Source organism: Streptomyces sp. NPDC054813 (assembly GCF_053611365.1).
The window spans coordinates 345,881-363,261 of sequence record NZ_JBSHAF010000008.1; the positions used below are offsets into that span (position 1 = coordinate 345,881).

Genomic DNA, 17,381 nt, shown 5'->3' on the forward strand with positions numbered 1-17,381 from the left:
AAAAAAAATATTACACACGCCCCGTGTCCCACCCCCCCCCCCCCACACATATTTTCCCCCCCGCCCCCCGCGGGGGGCGCCCCCCCCCCCCGCGCCCCCCCCCCCCCGCTGGTCGTACCGGCACTCCGGCTCAACTCGACGAGCAGGATCCGCCGTTCAGCGTGAAGCCGTACGGCGAGGAGTTCTTGCCGCTCCAGGTACCGAGGAAGCCGAAGGACAGGGTGCCGTTCGGGGAGACCGACTGGTTGTAGTCGGCCGAGTCCGCGGTGACCCGGCCGCCGCTCTGGCTGACGCTCGCGTCCCACATCTGGGTGACCTTCTGGCCGTCCCGGAAGGACCACTGCACCCGCCAGCCGGACAGGGCCTGGGTGGTGGTGACGGTGACAGTGGCCTGGAAGCCGTCGGTCCACTGGTTGACCAGGTCGTAGGAGACCCGGCAGGTGGCCGCCGCGGATTCCGTGGGCGAGGGAGAGGGAGCGGGGACGGCGGAGCCGGTGGCCTTGCCGCCGGTGCCCGCCGTGGCGGTGGAGGTGCCCTGGGGCTCCGGGTCGGGGTTCCTGTCGGCCGGCTTGCCGGCGGTGGCCGACGAGGGCGGGGCGGCGGAGGCCGTGTGGGTGGCGGGCGGCTCGCTCGGCGGGGGCAAGGTGGTGGGGTCGGCGACCGGCTGACGGTCGTCGTGGGAGGCGGTGGCGGTGTCGTCGCCGGAGCCGCCGCCCATCGGCATCATCGACACGCCGAGCGCCACCAGCGAGATCATGACCGCCGCGCCGAGCAGCCCGTGGCGCAGCACCCGCCCCCGGCCGGTGCCCTCCTTGGGGTCACCGCCGTCGTTGTCGCCGGCGCCCGGGCGGCCCGCGCCGAGCCGTACCTCGGCCGCGCGGCGGCGGCGTTCCAGGTAGGCGAGGCCGCCCCAGCCGATGACCCCGCCGGCGAGCGCCGCGGGCAGTCCGCCGCCGTGCAGACGCAGACAGGCGGCGGCCTCGGCGCACTGCACGCAGGTGGCGAGGTGCCGGGAGAGGTCGTCGGGCGTGTCGGCCGCGGCGGACCGGGTGACCGCGTCCAGGAGCCGGGCGTAGCTGCGGCATTCGGCGGCCATCGGCGTGTCGAGGTGCGCGCGATGGCAGCGGTCCCGGAACAGGCCGCGCACCTGCTCCAGTTCCTGGGCGGCGACGACCGGGTCGAGCCCGAGCCGGCGTGCCACCGAGGGCAGCGGCAGCGCCTCCACCTCGGCCAGCCACAGCAGTGCGGCGTCCGCCTCCTGCATGTCGCGCAGGCCGCGCAGTGCGACGGGCCGCTGCAAGGGCGGGCCCGTATATCGCGTGGCCTTCTCGGAGTTGAGCCAGAGTCTGAGGTCCGGGTCGAGCTTGTGGCCCAGCCCCTCGGCCTCCCAACTGGCGGCCGTGTTGCGGACGGCCGTGAGCAACAGCGGGATCATCGGCAGCCGGGCAGCACGTCGTCCGACGCTGCGGACGGGGGTGAAGTCCGTGTCACGGGCCTCGCGCATACCGAGGGCGAAGGCCTCGGTGGCCAGTTGATTGGCCGTCAGAGAGCCGGACGTGCACAGGTCGGCGTAGGAGAGCACCGCGTCCCAGCATTCGGAGAACAGCGCTGCCTCGGCGGCGTCCTGGGGGATCGGCAGGTCGGGCATGGGTCTCCTGCATCAAAAGCGAGGTCAACTCACCACATCGGCAATGGAGTTGGGGGGAACCTCGCGGCAGGACCCGAGCTTTTCACGTCTCCTGCACAACTGACAAGCGGCATATTCAAAACCGGTTACCGATGGTCGTGCCACGGATCCTCCCCGTCACCCGTACCACCGGTCCCCGGCGTCACGTCAACCGCCTTGCTCAGCTGCCCTGACCGCGCCTCGGCCACCACCCGCCGCCGCCCGTCGAGCGCCCGCACCGGGTACGCCGACCGCGCCGAATCCTCGCGGTCACCGTACCGGGCGAAAGGTACGCCGACGGCCGATGCCGGTACATGGCCGTGGATCGCGGTCCAGCCGGAGAACGCGTTCGTGTCCGCCGTGGCCCACAACTCCGCCCTCCTATACGCACCGCAACCGCGTTCCGACTCACCGTCCTCCTCGGTCCCTCACACATCGAGGCCCGGGAGGTAAGCGCGGTCACCGCGGGCGGAGTCGGGAGCCCGGCCGACGCCGTCCGGAATGCCCAGAAGGGCGTCGGCAGACCGCCTGACGCCCTCCTGTGTCCGGTGACCCGGCGAGTCACACCTTCGTCGGTTCCTCCGCGGGGAGGCTGTCCATGAAGGAGCTGACGGAGAAGACGGCGTTGCCGGGGCCGGGCGGGCCGTAGCCGGGGGGCGAGGACAGGCCGAAGTCCTCCATCGTCTGCCGGTAGGCCTGGAGCAGGCGGATGTGGTACTCCAGCGGGGCGCCCTGCGGGTTGGCCTTGCCGAGCGGGGTCGTCGGCTCCGGGCACCAGGTGGTGAAGCGGGGCGTGATGCCGTGCGACATGAAGAAGCGCAGGCCCTCGGTGGTGGACTTGATCGCCTCGTCGACCGTGGTGAAGCCGAAGGGCTCGGCCATCTCCACACCGGCCACGAAGTTGGGGATCACATTGCGCGCACCGAAGATCTCGGCCGAGTCCAGGATCCGCTTGTGCCACTCGTCCCGGCCGACGTACCGCTCCTTGCCGGGGCAGTACATCTTGAACAGGTACTCGTCCCACACCTCGTAGTTGGGGTGGTAGATCTGCACGCCGTAGTCCTTGAACCGCTGGACGTCGTCCTTGGGCAGCGCCTGGGCGACGACCTTGCCGATCCAGCGGTTCGGGAAGTGCTCCTCGATGGCCTTGGCGTACATGCCGTAGAAGTCGGCCTCGTCACGGCCCTGGAGCTTGGAGGTGATGGCACCGCCGGTGAGGGTGTAGGCGGTGGAGGTCTTCGCCGTGTCGTACCGGTCGATGATCTCCAGGGCCTCCAGGACCTCGTCGACGTCCTTCACTCCCGTGTACGGCCGGCCGGCGGCCTTGTGCTGGCGCCAGTTGTGGTTGATGTCGCAGTACTGGCACTCCTCCTTGGCGCCGAAGTACTGGCAGACCCGGAAGACCGTGAGGTAGATCAGGTAGCCCCACTGGATGGTCGGGGCCACCTCCATCACGGACTTCCCGTTGGCGAGCTTGTGCCGGTAGTACTCCGGCATCGGCGGCACCCCGACGTCGGCGATCCGCTTGCCGTCCAGGTAGAGCCCGAGCAGCCCCTCCTCGTCGGCGGCCACCCGGTACGGCGAGGCGGGGTTCACGCGTACGGAGACGACGGTCCGGCGCAGGTCGTACGGACCGCCCGTGAGGATGATCTCCTCCGGGGGCCGACGCAGCGCGGCCTCGCCCAGCTCGGGCAGAGTGCCGTGGTCGAAGGAGAAGATGAAGTACGACTTCGGCTTGACCTCGCCGCTCTCGTTGTCGCTCAGGGCGGAGGGATCGAAGGCGACACCGCCCCGGAGCAGGTCCTCCTTGAAGACGGCTTCCCTCGGTACGTGCGGGAACCTCTCCATCAGATCCTCGACCAGCGCGGTACGGCTGCCCATCCCGTGTCTCCTTCCGACTCAGGCGTTCGACTCCTCACGGTATGCCCCCGCTCGTTCGTCGGCCGTGCCGGGTCCCCTCACGCCATGCGATTCGTCCACCTTCGGGAGGTTTCACCCCTCTCCTCAGCTGCCGCCGGCCCGTCGTGTCGACTCGCGCAGCACCACATGCGTGCCCAGGACCAGGTGCTGGCCGTCCGGCAGGTCGTCGCGGCGCAGGGCGAGACGGACGGCCGCGCGCCCCAGTTCCTCCTGGGGCACGTGGACCGTGGTGAGCGTCGGGTAGACGTCCCGGGCGACCGGGATGTCGTCGTACCCGGCCACCGCGATGTCGTCAGGGATACGGCGGCCGGATTCGCGCAGGGCCTGGATCACGCCCGCGGCGATCATGTCGGTGGCGGCAAAGACCGCCGTGAACTCCCTTCCGGAGGCGAGGAGTTCACGGGTCGCCTGGTAGCCGTAGGAGCGGGAGAAGGTGCCGTCGGCGATCAGGTCGAGGTCCGGGGTGAGGCCGAGGAGTTCATGGGCGCGGGTGAAACCGGCGATGCGCTGGGCGCTGGTGGAGAGGCCGGGGACGCGGCCGAGGTAGGCGATGCGCCGGTGGCCGCCGGAGAGCAGGTGGCTGGTGAGGGCGAAGGCGCCGCCCTCGTTGTCGTAGTCCACGACCGTGGCCGGGACGCCGGGGCCGAGCGGCGGCCGGCCGACCAGGACGAGCCGGGAGCCGGCCCGGTCCAGGGCGTGGGCGAAGTGGGTCATACGGTCGTGGTAGGCCTTGTCCGCCAGGGCACCGCCCACCACGATCACCGCGTCCGCCCGCTGCTCGCGCATGGTCTCCACCACGGCGAGGATGCGCCGCGGGTCGCCGTGCGTGGTGCAGAGCATGCACAGCCGGCCCTCCGCCGAGGCCTGCTCCTCGACCCCGCGGGCGATGTGCGCGTAGAAGGGGCCGGTGACGTCGTCGACGACGAAGGCGACCGTCTTGTTGGTGGCGCCGCCGAGCGCGCGGGCATGCGCGTTGACCACGTAGTCCAGCTCGCGCATCGCCTTCAGGACCTTGGCGCGGGTGGTGGCGGCCACCGGGTAGGTGCCGCCCAGCACCCGGGAGACGGTCGACGCGGAGACCCCGGCCCGTGCGGCCACGTCCCGTACGGTCGAGGCGTCCCCGTTCGGCGCCGGCTGTGTCCGCTTCGCCACCGCTCGGCTCCCCTTCGTCATGTGTTCAGGTCACCCTACGAGACGGCCGTCACGCGGCCCGTTCGAGGACCGAGTGGTCGACCGCGTACCGCAGGCCGTCGCCGGCCAGCAGCCGTTCGGCCTCCGCCACGACAGTGAGCCCGAGCCGCGCCAGCTCGTTGCCCTGCGAGCCGGCGAGGTGCGGGGTGACGAAGGCGTTGGGGAGGTCGAACAGCGGGGAGTCGGCGGGCAGCGGCTCGGGGTCGGTGACGTCGAGGATCGCGGTCAGGCGGCCGGTGCACAGCTCCTCGACCAGGGCGTCGTGGTCGACCAGCGAGCCGCGCGCGGTGTTGATCAGTACCGATCCGTCCGGCATCAGGGCGAGTTCGCGGGCGCCGAGCAGACGGCGGGTCTCGGGGGTCTGCGGGGCGTGCACGGTGACGATGTCCGAGGTGCGCAGCAACTCGTCAAGGGGCAGCAGGGGCACACCGAGCCGGCCGGCCTCTCCCTCGTCGACGTACGGGTCGGCGAGGCTCACCACCAGGTCGTGAGGGCGCAGGAGCTCGATGAGGCGGCGGCCGATGCGGGAGGCGCCGACGACGCCGACGCGGCGGTGGAAGTTGCCGATGCCGGGGACGATGCCGCCGTAGGGGTAGGTGCGCCGGGTGCGCAGCAGGTCACGGAAGGCGAAGACGTCCTTTCCGGCGAGGAGGATCATCGCGAGGGTGTACTCGGCGACGGGCAGCGCGTTGGCGGCGGCCGCCGAGGAGACGAGGATGCCGCGCTTCCAGACCTCGGGCGTGGTGAAGCCCTTGACCGAGCCGGCCGCGTGCAGCACCGCGCGCAGTGCGGGCACCGCGTCCAGGGCGGCCGCGTCCAGGGTCGGGCAGCCCCAGCCGGTGACGAGGACCTCGGCGCGGGCGAGTGTCTCCCGGGCCCGGGGATCGGTGAAGTCGTCCACCACCAGAGTGGGATCGATTTCTACGCACGCGCGCAGTCGTGCGAGCACCTCCGGCGGAAAGATGTGCGGCACGTTCTGGGCTGTCATGGCGAACACTGCCTGGGGACGCTCGGGCAAGGAAGTGACCTTCCGGCTCGGTGACGCGCGGATAGCAACCGGTCTCTACCGTAGGTCTCGGCGAATGAGAGGGTCAATGCACACGCACTCTCCGGCGGACGAGAGCGCGGAGCACGACAGGCACGGCACAACAGGCATGGCATGGCACGGCAGGCATGGCACGACAGGGATGGGACGACACGATGACGGATCCGGCGCAGACGGTCACCAACTGGGCCCGCAACATCACGTACACGGCCAAGGAGTTCCACCGCCCGGACTCGCTCGACGCGCTCCGGTCGCTGGTGGCGGGCGGTGCGCGGGTACGGGTGCTGGGCAGCGGCCACTCCTTCAACCGCATCGCCGACCCGGGTCCGCAGGGCCTGCTGGTCTCGGTCGCCGGGCTGCCACCGGTGATCGAGGTGGACACGGCGGCCCGCACGGTCCGGGTCGCGGGCGGGGTGCGGTACGCCGAACTGGCCCGCGCGGTCCATGCGTACGGTCTGGCGCTGCCCAACATGGCCTCGCTGCCGCACATCTCGGTGGCCGGTTCGGTGGCCACCGGAACGCATGGCTCGGGCGTCACCAACGGGTCGCTGGCGGCGCCCGTCCGGGAGGTGGAGCTGGTCCTCGCCGACGGTTCGACGGAGACGATCGCGCGTGGCGACGCCCGATTCGAGGGTGCCGTGACCTCGCTGGGCGCGCTCGGCGTCGTCACCGCGCTCACCCTCGACCTGGAACCGGCCTACGAGGTCGCGCAGACGGTGTACGTCGAACTGCCGCTGGCGGGGCTGGACTTCGCGGCCGTGTCCGGGGCCGGGTACAGCGTGAGCCTGTTCACCGACTGGCGGGAGCCGGGCTTCCGGCAGGTGTGGGTGAAGCGGCGCACCGACCGCCCCGCCGTGGACTTCGGCGGGGCCGCGCCCGCGACCGAGGCGATGCACCCGGTGCCGGGCATGCCGGCGCGCAACTGCACCGAGCAGTTCGGGGTGCCGGGGCCCTGGCACGAGCGGCTCCCGCACTTCCGGGCGGAGTTCACGCCGAGCAGCGGCGACGAACTCCAGTCGGAGTATCTGCTGCCGAGGTCGACGGCCGTCGAGGCCTTGCACGCGGTCGACGCCGTCCGGCAGGCGGTCTCCCCCGCTCTGCTGACCTGCGAGGTGCGGACCATCGCCGCCGATCCGCAGTGGCTCAGCCCCGCCCACGGCCGGGACTCCGTGGCCCTGCACTTCACCTGGGTCGACGACCTGGCGGCCGTGCTGCCCGCGGTGGGCCGGCTGGAGGAGGTGCTGGCGCCGTTCGAGCCGCGTCCGCACTGGGGCAAGGTGCACAGCGTCCCCGGCGAGGTGCTCCGCGGCCGCTACCCGCGGCTTGCCGACTTCCGTGCGCTGGCCCGGACCCTGGACCCCGAGGGGAAGTTCGCCAATCCCTTCGTCCAGGATGTACTGGGCGGATGACGAGCTCGCGTATCCCTTCGACAGGCTTAATAAAGCCCTTTTCCTAATCCCTTGTCGAAATCCCGCCGCAGCCCATAGCCTTGCGCCGTGTGAAGCACACATCACGTGACATCCGCACCGCGAACCGCTACGAGGTGCTGCGGCACATCATCGCCGAGTCTCCCACCTCCCGGCAGGAGCTGGCGTCCGTCACCGGGCTGAGTCTGGCCACGGTCGCCACGCTCGTCGGCGAACTGCTCGAACTGCGGATGATCACCGAGGTCGGCTTCGAGGACTCGGCGGGCGGCCGGCCCCGGGGGCTCGTGGCGGTCAACGCCTCGGGGGGCGCGCTGATCGGCGTGGACATCGCGGAGACGTACGTCCATGTCGAGCTGTTCGACCTGGCGCTGAACGTGCTGGCCCGCGCCGAGGAGGACCTGCGCCCCGGTGAACACCGGCCCGGACAGGTGGTGAGCCATGTCGCCGCCGCCGTCGGCTCGGTGGTGGCGCAGGCCGGGGTGGAGGGCGCGCGGGTGCTGGGCGTCGGGGTGAGCGCGCCCGGGCAGGTGGACCGGGACACGGGCATCGCCGAGTACGCGCCCAACTGGGACTGGCACGACGTGCCGTTGCTCGACCTGCTGTCCGAACACGTCGCCTACCCCCTCCACCTGGACAACCCGCTGCGGGCCTGCGCGGTGGCCGAGCAGTGGTTCGGGGCGGCGCGCGGGCGCGGGGACACGGTGGTGGTGAACCTCGGCACCGGGGTCGGCGCCGGGCTCGCCCTCGGCGGCGGACTGCACCGGGGCGTCAGCAACAGCGCCGGGGAGTGGGGGCACACCACGCTCGTCCTGGACGGGCGGCCGTGCCACTGCGGCAACCACGGCTGTGTCGAGACCTACGTCGGCGCGCCCGGCATCATGCTCAACCTGCGCGAACTCAGCCCGGACAGCCCGCTGCTGCGCCCCGAGGACCAGACAGCCACGATCGAGGCGCTGGCCCGCGGGGTGGCGGACGGTGACCCGGTGGCGGTCCAGGTGGTGCGGGACACGGCCCGGTACATCGGCGCCGGGGTCGCCAACCTGGTCAACCTGCTCAACCCCGAACTGGTGGTGCTCAGCAGCTGGGTCGCCCGCAGGCTCGGCGAACCGCTGCTCGCCGAGGTCCGCGAGGCCGTCCGTCGGCATGCGCTCGGGCGGCCGTTCGCCGCCACCGAGATCATGCTCTCCCCCATCCCCACCGACCCGGTCTGCCTCGGCGCGGCCACCTTCGCGCTGGAGGGCGCGCTGCGGTCCGTGGGGCAGCGCAACGGGGTGCGCCCGGCCCGTACCGCGTCCGCCTCCCGGTGATCGATTAGTCCAACTCTCGGGTCCTTTAATCCATTGCCGGGCCCCTCGGCGCTCTGCGACCGTCGTTGCGTATCCGCGGCCGGTCGGCCTCCCAAACCGGCCGGCCGTACGTCGTGTACGGAACGAGGGAGTCCCCCAGCGTGGCCGGAAGCATCGAGGTCCGCGGTCTGTCCCGCACCTTCCACACCACCGTCCGGCGCCCGGGTTTCTCCGGCGCCCTGCGATCACTGGTCAACCCCGAACGCGTAGAGAAGCACGCGGTCTCCGACATCACCTTCGCCGTCGCCCCCGGCGAACTCCTCGCCCTGCTCGGCCCGAACGGCGCGGGCAAGTCGACCACGATCAAGATGCTCACCGGCATCCTCACCCCGAGCTCCGGCCACGCCCGGGTCGCCGGCGTGGTGCCGTACCAGGAGCGGCAGCGCAACGCCCGTAACATCGGGGCGGTGTTCGGGCAGCGCACCCAGCTGTGGTGGGACCTGCCGGTGCGGGAGTCGTTCGCCATCCTGCGGGACATCTACGAGGTGCCGAGGGCCGAACACGCGGGACGGCTGCGGGAGTTCGACCAACTCCTCGACCTGTCCGCCTTCTGGGACACCCGGGTCCGGCATCTCTCGCTCGGCCAGCGGGTCCGCTGCGACCTGGCGGCCGCCCTGCTGCACGATCCGCCGGTGGTGTTCCTGGACGAGCCGACGATCGGCATGGACGTGGTGGTGAAGGAGCAGGTCCGCGAGTTCCTGCGGTACCAGGTGGCCGAGCGCGGCCGTACCGTGCTGCTGACCACGCACGACATGACCGAGGTCGAGCGGCTCGCCGAGCGGGTGGTGCTGGTCAACCACGGGCGGCTGGTGCTCGACGGCACCCTGGACGAGATCCGCCGTACCTTCGGCTCGACCTGGCAGGTGCGGGCCACCCTCGCCGACCCGCACACCCCGGTCGGCCCGCTGCCGGGCATCACGCTGGTGAGCCGGGACGGCCCCCAGGTGGTGTTCGGCCCGGACGGCCCGGCCGCACCCACGGTCCACAAGGCGCTGAAGCTGGTCATCGAGCGGTACGAGGTGACGGGCGTGGCGGTGGACGAGGCCGACCTGGAGGACGTCATGCGGGCGGCCTACGTGCAGGCCGAGGCGGTCTGAGATGGCCCTGTCCTACGGCTGGCGGGCCGCCCGGGTCACCCCGCTCGGCGAGCTGTACACCCCGCCCCGGATCACCGGAGTCCTACTGCGGCTGACCGTGCAGGTGGTGCTGGTGGCCTCGCTGTGGCGCGGCCTGTACGCCCAGTCCGGTACCACCGCGGGTCTGGACCGCGGCCAGGCGGTGACGTACGCCGTGATGGCCGTACTGGCCTCCCGGCTGCGGGAGCTGGACCAGTACGCGGGCCGGGACACGGTCATGCAGCATGTGCACTTCGGCACCATCGTCTACTGGTACCTGCGCCCGATGCCACCCCAGCGCTACCACGCCCTGCGCGCGATCGGCGAGCAACTGTACGGCCTGACCTGGGCGTTGGCCGGGTACGCGGTCTGTCTGGCGGTCGGGGTCGTGCAGCCGCCGGGTTCGGCGGCGGTGGCGGGCGTGTTCGTCCTCAGCCTCGCGCTGGGCCAGTTGGTCCTCTACTACGTCATGCTCCTCATCGACCAGCTGTGTTTCTGGACGCTGCGGAACACGGCCGCGATGCTGATCCTGGTCTTCGCGCAGAACCTGCTGTCCGGGGTGTACGCGCCGCTGTGGTACTTCCCGCACTGGTTCATCACGCTGAGTTCCTTCCTGCCCTTCCAGGCGACCCTGAGCGTGCCGCTGTCGCTGTACGTGGGCCGCGTCCCGCTGTCGGACGCCCCCTTCCAGCTCGGCGTCCAGGCCGCGTGGGTCGTGGCCCTCTACCTGTTCACCCGGTTCGTGTGGCGGCGGGCCGCCCGCCGCGTGATCTCGCAAGGAGGCTGAGACCGATGAACGCCGTACGGATCATGTGGCGCATCACGCGCCTCAACTTCCGCGCCCAGCTGGAGTACCGCACCGAGTTCCTGATGATGATCGCGATCGGCGCGGTCTGGCAGGTGTCGGTGATCGTGTTCGCGACGGTGCTGCTCACCCGGTTCGCCGGGATGGGCGGCTGGGACAGCAGCGACGTCCTGCTGATCCCGGCGACCCGCATGCTGGCGCACGGCCTGTTCGTGCTCCTCCTGGGCCGGGTGCACGGCCTGGGCCGGAGCATCCAGGAGGGCAAGATCGACGCCTATCTGCTGCGCCCACTGCCCGTCTACCGCCAGGTACAGCTGGAGTTCTTCCCCACCAACGCGATCGGCGACCTGACGGTGGCGGCCGGTCTGATGGCGGGCGCGCTCGGCCGCAGCGAGCTGGACTGGACGGCGGGCCGCATCGGCTACCTGGTCGCGGCGGTCCTGGGCGGGATGCTCCTGGAGGCGGCCCTCTTCACGGTGGTGGCCTGCGCCTCGCTGCGCTACCCGGCCGCCGACTACTGGGGGCGCTGGCTGGAGGAACTCCTCGGCACCTTCGGCAGCTACCCCCTGAACGTCCTCCCCCGCGCGGTCGGCGGCCTCCTCACCTACGGCCTGCCCCTCGCCTTCGTCGCGTACTTCCCGGCGGCGGTCCTCACCGGCCACGGCCACTCGACCGGCGCCCCCTACTGGCTGGCGGCCGGATCCCCGCTCCTCGGCCTGCTCGCCTACCTGGCGTCGCGCTGGCTGTGGCGGTGGGCACTGGGCCACTACACGGGGGTGAACGGCTGACCGGCCGGCGGGGCCGTCAGCCGAGCAGCACCTCCTTGACCCGCTCCGCGAAGGCGGCCGGGTGCGCCACGGTGCCCAGGTGCCCGCCGGGGAACTCGGCGAAGTCGCCGCCGGTGTACTGGGCGACGAACTCCGCCGTGCGGTGGAGGAGTTGTTCGCGGGAGTCGGTTCCGGCGGCCACCGTCAGGCGGGGCAGGCCGGTCGCCGGCCGGTAGGCGGTGAACGGGCGCAGGACGTGGTCGAGGAAGACCCCGAAGGGCGTCGGTTCGCCGGCGGGCGGGCGCCCGCCCTCCAACTGCCCGATCAGCTCGGCCCGCAGCCGCTCCCCGTCGGGCAGCAGGGTGACGCACGGCGGCTCGTGGGCGATCACGCCCCGCAGCCGCCCGGGACGGCGGGCCAGCAGGTCGAGGGCGGTGATGCCGCCGGAGCTGGTCCCGAGGACGTACGCCGCCCCGTCCTCGCCCGCCACCTTCGCCAGCACGCGGTGGGCGCCCTCGCTCCAGTCCGCCACCCGCTGATCGGCGACCGGTGCGCCGAGGCGGCCGTGGGCGAGGCCGAGCGGGTCGTACGTCACGACGGTGAAGTGCGGTGCCAGGTGGCCGATCAGCGGGTCCAGGCCCATGGGGTGGCCGGCGCCGCCGGGGAGGAGGAGCAGGACGGGTCCGGTGCCGGAGACGTCGTAGTGGAGTTCAGGCATGGTGGTCGGTCTCCTCGCGGGGCCAGTTCTCAAGGGCGATGTGCAGGGCCTCGATCGCCCGGCCCCAGGAGGCGCGGACGTCCCGCGCGGCGTTGAAGCCGCCGCCCGCCTCCAGGACACAGAAGCCGTGGAAGGTGGCGCGCAACAGGCGTACGGCGTCCGTGAGATCGGGTTCGGCGAGGCCGTAGCCGCGCAGCATGCCGTAGGTGATCTCGACGGTGCGGCGCATGCCGGGGTCGTCCGGGTCGACGAGGGCGGGGTCGATCCGGATCTGGGTGGCCGCGTAGCGGCCGGGGTGGGCGAGGGTGTAGGCGCGGTAGGCGTCGGCGTAGGCGGCGAGCGCGTCCTTGCCGGAGCGTCCGGCCACGGCGGTGGCGATGCGGTCGATCAGCTCGCCGCCCGCGAGCCGTGCGATCCGGTGCCGCAGGTCCTGAAGGCTCCTGACGTGCGAGTAGAGACTCGCGTCCTTCACTCCGAACCGGCGGGCCAGCGCGGACAGTGTGACCTGCTCGAAGCCGGCCTCGTCCGCGAGTTCGGCCGCCGCCGCGACCAGCCGGTCGACGGTGATTCCGGCACGGACCATGCGTCCTCCCTAGGGTTCACAGCCTGAATCCTAGAGGTCCTAGGTTTCGAGGTCCAGGCGATTATCAACGGGACGCGGTCGGCGTAGGGTTGCCGTGACGCGGAAGGGGCAGCCGTGACACGCGAGGCGCGACGGGCGGAGCGGGCGGCGCGCGCCAAGGAGGCGGCGGCCGGTCAACCGCTCTGGAAACAGAGGGACTTCGGCTTCTTCTGGCTCGCTCAGACGCTGTCCGTGCTCGGCGACTCCTTCAGTCTCGTCGCGCTGCCCCTGCTGGTCCTCCAGGCGACCGGCTCGGTGGCCCGGATGGGCCTGCTCACCGCCGTCGGCGGGGTCGCGATGGTGCTGGCGGCGGTCTTCGCCGGGGTGGTCGTGGACCGGGTCGACCGGCGGAAGCTGCTCATCGCCTGCGACCTGGTCCGTATGGTCCTCTACGGCCTGGTCCCGGTCGTCTGGCTCGCCGGGCCGCATCTCTGGCTGCTGTACGTGGTCCTGCCACTGTGCGAGGCCGTCGGCATGCTCTTCGCCGTCGGGTACGTCACCGTCGTACGGGGACTTGTCGACGTCACCCGGCTCACCGAGGCCAACGGGAGGGTCAACGCCACCGCGGCGGCGGCCGGTGTCCTCGGTCCCCTGGGCGCGGGTCTGATGGCCGCCTGGACGGGGCCGGCCGACGCGGTGGCCGTGGACGCGGCGAGCTATGCCGTGTCGGCCGCCCTGCTGTTGCTGGTCCGGGTCCGGGAGCGCGCCGGGGACGACCAGCCGGCCGGGAAGCGGGGCGTGTGGCGCGACCTGCGGACCGGGGTCGGGTACCTGGTCCGGCACCCCGTCCTGCGGTCGGTCACCGGACTGCTCGCCGTCTTCAGCTTCCTCAGCCTCGGCATCAACGACCTGGTCATCTACCACCTCAAGCACGACCTCGGCCACGACGACGGCACGGTCGGCACGGTGCTGGCGGTCGGCGCGGTCGGCACCATCACCGGGGCACTGCTGGTCGCCCGGCTCCGGCGGCGGCTGGGCTTCGGACCGACCTGGATCGCGTCGATGACGGTGTGCGGACTGGCCTTCGCCGGGCTCGGCCGGATGCACACCGTACCTGTCGTGGCCGTCCTGTGCGCGGTCTACCTGGCCTGCGTGGGGGTGGCGGGCACCTGTTCCATGTCCCTGCGTCAGGAGATCACCCCGGAGCCACTGCTGGGCCGGGTCACCTCCGCGCACTGGACCCTCCAGTACGCGCTGGCCCCGGCCGGTGCCGCCGTCCTCACCTGGGCGGCCGAGCGGTACGGCACCGCCGCCGTGGCCGCCGTCGCCGGTGCCTGCTGCACACTGACCGGCCTCGCCGCCCTCGGCACCCCGATCAGAAGGGCGGCGCCACTGCCCGCGGCGGCCGCGCCGGAACACGGCAACCTTCCCCGCGCCGGCGACGACCGGGAGGCATGACTTCCGCACCACGCACCACACGTCACCGCCGCGTCCACGCCTTCCGCAGGCCCGCGATCGGGGCCCTCGCGGCCGCCGGTCTGCTGGCCGGCGCCTGGTACGCCACCGCCGGCGCGGCGACGACCCCCGACCTCCGGGTCACGTCCACGGCGGTGAGCCTCAGCGCCAAGTACCCCTATCTGTCCGCCGGTTACAACAACACCCGGGAGTGGAACCGGACCGCCACCGCGGTCGCCCCCAACGGCACGATCCGGGTCGCCTGGCCCGCCGCCGACGGCGTCCATGTCACCCCGCTCACGACGGCCGGCAAGCGGTCCGGGGCCGACACGGTCGTCAAGGGCGCCCAGGAGGTCGGCGGCCTGGTCGCCCACGACGACGGCTTCGCGCTGCTCACCCGGGTCTCCGACACCAACAAGTGGAAGGACACGGCGGCCGCGATCGTCCGCTACGCGGGCGGCAGGAAGACCTGGTCCGCCAAGCTGACCGGCACCGCCACCCACGACACCTCCCCCACCCTCGACGGCCGGCTCGCCTGGAACGGCTCCAAGTACGGCGCCTACTTCGTGGTGCACGGCGCGGGCGGCTTCGCCGACGGGCACTACGGCGACAAGCTGTCGTACGTCAGCGCCAAGGGCGCGAAGCTCGGCGGCGGTTGGAGCTGGGGCTGCAGCCACAACGAGGGCATAGCGCTGCACGCCGAGACCTCCGGCGCCTTCACCTCCCTCTGCTTCGACGACTGGCGGTCGGGGCTGTTCGTCTCCACCGGCATCGGCGCCCCGGACGCAGCTCCGGTGGTCCAGCGCGAGCAGTGCTGGGCGGGCTACTGCGGCGGTACCTTCCCGAGCCGCACCGGCGACCTGGTGAAGTCGCCGACCGGCAGGTACGCGACGGCGTTCGCCTCCCGGGGCGCCGCCTCCGCGAAGAAGAACCCGGACGACTCCAGCGGCCGCGGCTGGACGGTCACCCCGAAGACCGCCACCCACCAGGTCGCCATCGCGTTCCTGAAAAACCGCAACTCTGGTCCCGGCAAGGCCGTGTACCTCACCAGCGCCAAGACCGTCGAGAACGTCAATGTCCACCTCGCCCCCTACGGCAAGGACAAGCTCCTGCTCTCCTGGGAGTCCCTGAAGAACGCCAGGTGCTCGGCGGGCACCTGCACGGGCACCTTCACCGGCACACACCTGCGGCTGGTCGACTGGAGCGGCAGGTTCGTCAGCGCCGACAAGGTGGTGAGCGCGCGGATCACCGGTGACATCGCGGTCCTCAAGGACTCCGCCCTCACCTGGGCCTACGCGCCGGTCACCCCGGCCTACGGCACTCCGCTCACCGGGGCGTCCCCGACCACGACGACGCTGCGGATCGCCGGTCTCACGCCGTGACGGGTGCCGCCCCACCGAGCGCCTCGACCATCCGGCGCATGACCTCGACGGGCAGCGCCGGATTGCGGGCGGCCGCCTCGGCGCCGCCGCCCCGCAGCAGCTGTGTCAGGAGCCCTACCGGCAGGCGGGGATGGAGGGCGGCCGCGTGCCGTACGTGCTCGTGGGGGTCGGCCAGCAGCCGGGCGGCGGCGACCGGGGACAGCCGGGGGTCGGTCGCGGCACGGTAGCGCACCTCGTCGCTGGGGTCGCGGCTGAGCCGTTCCACCAGGTCGGGCGTGGACTCGGGGTCGTCCAGGGCCAGTCGGCGCATCCGCGGGCTCGGGTCGTCCGCGTAGCGCAGCAGGCCCTGGCGCGGGAAGTTCGGGTGGCCGCGCGGGCGGTCGGGGCTGGTCAGGCTGCCGGTCCACCACCGCCACACCCGCAGCAGCATCTCGGCGGGCGCGTCGTCGCAGGATTCCGCGAGGAAGAGCTGGATGACCCGGTCCTCGTCGTCGGCGAGACGGGCGACCGCGTCCGGCGGCAGATGCCGGGCGCGGGCGACGCTTCTGCGGACGAGGGGGTGGGCGGAGGCGGCCAGGCGGCGCATGGCCTCGGGGTCGTCGTGGAGCTCCATGACCCAGTCGAGCGGGAAGTAGTGGCCGTTCGGATCGAAGTCGACGGGGATGTCGGCGCGTTGTTCCTCGGTGAGGTCGGCCCGGATGGACACGGACCAACGGACGCGGGCGTCGGGATCCCCTGCGAGCAGGGCGACCAGGTCGGGGTCCAGCCGGGGGTTGTGGGCGAGGGAGCGACGCTCGTCCGAGTCGCCGTCGCGGGCCAGGTGCTCGGCGAGTTCGCGCTCCAGCAGGCAGCTCTCCAGCGCCTCGCGCTTGACGTCCCCGGACGCGTACACCGACCGGGGCATCGGGTGGTCCCGGTGGTGCAGCGGCAGCGTCCGCTCGCGCACCGCGCCGGACGGGTCGGCCAGGAGCGCCGCCCGTGCCGTGGCGTCGAGGTGCGGCCAGGCGGTCACGCAGGCCACCGCCCGTACCCCGCCGTCGGGGTCGGTGGTGGCCAGGGCGACCGCCAGGTCGGCGGGCAGGCCCTTGAGACGTGCGGCCTCGCAGCGCACGCGTGCGGACGGATCGGCGGCCAGCTCGCGGCAGGTGTCCTCGGGCAGTTCGGCCCGCCGCTCGGCGGCCACCATGGCGAGGAGCCACCGGTGCCGTTCCTCCCGCTCGGCCGCGATCAGGCGCGCCCACTGCCCGGGCGTGATGTTCGGCTGATGCTCGGCCGCGCTCATCCGGACCTTCCAGTCCGGGTCGGCCAGCAACGCGTCCACGACATCCGCCGGCATGGCGCTGTACATGGCGAAGAAGGTCTTCTTCAGCAGCAGCGGCCGTAGGTCCTTCGGGGTGGCCGGGTTGAGCCAGAGACCGCTCGCCCAGGAGTCCAGCAACTTCGGCGGGGGCCCGGGCCCCCGGAACAGCGCCTCCCAGGCGGCCGCCCGGTCCTCCTCGGTCTCCGCGGCAGCGGCCTGCGCGATCGCCTCCTGCCGCTCCCTGATCCGGTCGACGGCGACGAGCCGGACCGTGTACTCCTCCGTCGTGGCTCCGACCAGGGCGTCCCCGTCCAGGGAGAGCGTCACGAACTCCGGCTGTCCGGGCCGCTCACCGAAGACTCCCGCGAGGTCCCAGGCGTCGGTGAGCCGAACCCGTACCCAGCGCCTGCTCGGATTGCCGGAGAAGTTGACGAGGAACACCCCGTCCCCGTCGAACAGACCCGCCCCGGACGCCAACCGACGCCACTGCGCGTTGAGTTCCGCGACCGAATCGGGCCGGTCGAGCGCGACCTCCACGGTCGGCTCCGCCTCCCACGCGATCACGTACCGCCACGCCACCGACGGCGGCACCACCTCCTCGACACACGGGTCCGCCACCAGCTCCAGCCCGGCCCGCCCCAGCAGTTCGGTCAGTTCGTCCTTCCACCCCATGATCCGCATC

General features: G+C 72.2%; 14 protein-coding genes. 7 read left to right on the forward strand and 7 right to left on the reverse strand.

Annotation, left to right across the window (positions count from 1 at the left end; genetic code table 11):
• Positions 1 to 130: 130 nt before the first annotated feature.
• The 4 genes from ACWGJB_RS19010 to ACWGJB_RS19025 all read right to left on the reverse strand — a co-directional run bounded on the left by ACWGJB_RS19010 (position 131) and on the right by ACWGJB_RS19025 (position 5,795).
• Positions 131 to 1,648: a cellulose binding domain-containing protein gene (locus ACWGJB_RS19010; RefSeq protein ID WP_453381297.1), complete on the reverse strand. Its 1,518-nt coding sequence runs from the start codon at positions 1,646 to 1,648 to the stop codon at positions 131 to 133.
• A 579-nt stretch (positions 1,649 to 2,227) separates the two neighbouring features.
• Positions 2,228 to 3,547: a radical SAM protein gene (locus ACWGJB_RS19015; RefSeq protein ID WP_453381298.1), complete on the reverse strand. Its 1,320-nt coding sequence runs from the start codon at positions 3,545 to 3,547 to the stop codon at positions 2,228 to 2,230.
• A 123-nt stretch (positions 3,548 to 3,670) separates the two neighbouring features.
• Entirely contained in the window at positions 3,671 to 4,738 is a 1,068-nt protein-coding gene (locus ACWGJB_RS19020; RefSeq protein ID WP_453381299.1) for a LacI family DNA-binding transcriptional regulator, read from the reverse strand.
• Between the two features lie 49 nt (positions 4,739 to 4,787).
• Positions 4,788 to 5,795: a hydroxyacid dehydrogenase gene (locus ACWGJB_RS19025; RefSeq protein WP_453381300.1), complete on the reverse strand. Its 1,008-nt coding sequence runs from the start codon at positions 5,793 to 5,795 to the stop codon at positions 4,788 to 4,790.
• Positions 5,796 to 5,950: 155 nt separating this feature from the next.
• Here ACWGJB_RS19025 and ACWGJB_RS19030 point away from each other — a divergent pair, with 155 nt between their 5' ends.
• The 5 genes from ACWGJB_RS19030 (at position 5,951) to ACWGJB_RS19050 (ending at position 11,303) form a co-directional block, all read left to right on the forward strand.
• Entirely contained in the window at positions 5,951 to 7,231 is a 1,281-nt protein-coding gene (locus ACWGJB_RS19030) for an FAD-binding protein (protein ID WP_453381301.1), read from the forward strand.
• A gap of 89 nt (positions 7,232 to 7,320) precedes the next feature.
• A complete protein-coding gene (locus ACWGJB_RS19035) occupies positions 7,321 to 8,556 on the forward strand; it encodes an ROK family transcriptional regulator (RefSeq protein WP_453381302.1) in 1,236 nt (411 codons plus the stop codon).
• A gap of 140 nt (positions 8,557 to 8,696) precedes the next feature.
• Complete coding sequence (locus ACWGJB_RS19040; protein ID WP_453381303.1) at positions 8,697 to 9,692, forward strand: ABC transporter ATP-binding protein; 996 nt, start codon at positions 8,697 to 8,699, stop codon at positions 9,690 to 9,692.
• Position 9,693: 1 nt separating this feature from the next.
• The gene (locus ACWGJB_RS19045) at positions 9,694 to 10,497 is read left to right on the forward strand and encodes an ABC transporter permease (RefSeq protein WP_453381304.1); all 804 of its coding nucleotides are present in this window, start codon (positions 9,694 to 9,696) and stop codon (positions 10,495 to 10,497) included.
• A gap of 5 nt (positions 10,498 to 10,502) precedes the next feature.
• On the forward strand, positions 10,503 to 11,303 hold the full coding sequence (locus ACWGJB_RS19050) for an ABC transporter permease (RefSeq protein ID WP_453381305.1): 801 nt from the start codon (positions 10,503 to 10,505) through the stop codon (positions 11,301 to 11,303).
• A 16-nt stretch (positions 11,304 to 11,319) separates the two neighbouring features.
• Here ACWGJB_RS19050 and ACWGJB_RS19055 read toward each other — a convergent pair whose 3' ends face one another.
• Entirely contained in the window at positions 11,320 to 12,000 is a 681-nt protein-coding gene (locus tag ACWGJB_RS19055) for an alpha/beta fold hydrolase (protein WP_453381306.1), read from the reverse strand.
• Positions 11,993 to 12,583 (reverse strand): TetR/AcrR family transcriptional regulator, encoded by a 591-nt coding sequence (locus tag ACWGJB_RS19060; RefSeq protein ID WP_453381307.1) that lies wholly within the window; start codon positions 12,581 to 12,583, stop codon positions 11,993 to 11,995. Before ACWGJB_RS19060 ends, ACWGJB_RS19055 begins: the two co-directional genes overlap by 8 nt.
• Positions 12,584 to 12,697: 114 nt before the next feature.
• Between ACWGJB_RS19060 and ACWGJB_RS19065 the strand changes: the two genes are divergently transcribed.
• Positions 12,698 to 14,020 (forward strand): MFS transporter, encoded by a 1,323-nt coding sequence (locus ACWGJB_RS19065; RefSeq protein WP_453381308.1) that lies wholly within the window; start codon positions 12,698 to 12,700, stop codon positions 14,018 to 14,020.
• Positions 14,017 to 15,399: a hypothetical protein gene (locus ACWGJB_RS19070; RefSeq protein WP_453381309.1), complete on the forward strand. Its 1,383-nt coding sequence runs from the start codon at positions 14,017 to 14,019 to the stop codon at positions 15,397 to 15,399. The genes ACWGJB_RS19065 and ACWGJB_RS19070 overlap by 4 nt, the downstream gene beginning before the upstream one ends.
• On the opposite strand, the gene ACWGJB_RS19075 is transcribed toward ACWGJB_RS19070, so the two are convergent.
• Positions 15,389 to 17,371 (reverse strand): PE-PGRS family protein, encoded by a 1,983-nt coding sequence (locus ACWGJB_RS19075; protein ID WP_453381310.1) that lies wholly within the window; start codon positions 17,369 to 17,371, stop codon positions 15,389 to 15,391. The genes ACWGJB_RS19070 and ACWGJB_RS19075 overlap by 11 nt on opposite strands.
• Between the last annotated feature and the right edge of the window lie 10 nt (positions 17,372 to 17,381).

Coding starts and splice junctions, on each gene's coding strand:
- ACWGJB_RS19050 (WP_453381305.1), top strand. CDS start 10,503: ATGAACGCCGTACGGATCATGTGGCGCATCACGCGCCTCAACTTCCGC.
- ACWGJB_RS19045 (WP_453381304.1), top strand. CDS start 9,694: ATGGCCCTGTCCTACGGCTGGCGGGCCGCCCGGGTCACCCCGCTCGGC.
- ACWGJB_RS19070 (WP_453381309.1), top strand. CDS start 14,017: ATGACTTCCGCACCACGCACCACACGTCACCGCCGCGTCCACGCCTTC.
- ACWGJB_RS19010 (WP_453381297.1), bottom strand. CDS start 1,648: ATGCCCGACCTGCCGATCCCCCAGGACGCCGCCGAGGCAGCGCTGTTC.
- ACWGJB_RS19015 (WP_453381298.1), bottom strand. CDS start 3,547: ATGGGCAGCCGTACCGCGCTGGTCGAGGATCTGATGGAGAGGTTCCCG.
- ACWGJB_RS19030 (WP_453381301.1), top strand. CDS start 5,951: ATGGCACGACAGGGATGGGACGACACGATGACGGATCCGGCGCAGACG.
- ACWGJB_RS19055 (WP_453381306.1), bottom strand. CDS start 12,000: ATGCCTGAACTCCACTACGACGTCTCCGGCACCGGACCCGTCCTGCTC.
- ACWGJB_RS19075 (WP_453381310.1), bottom strand. CDS start 17,371: ATGGGGTGGAAGGACGAACTGACCGAACTGCTGGGGCGGGCCGGGCTG.
- ACWGJB_RS19060 (WP_453381307.1), bottom strand. CDS start 12,583: ATGGTCCGTGCCGGAATCACCGTCGACCGGCTGGTCGCGGCGGCGGCC.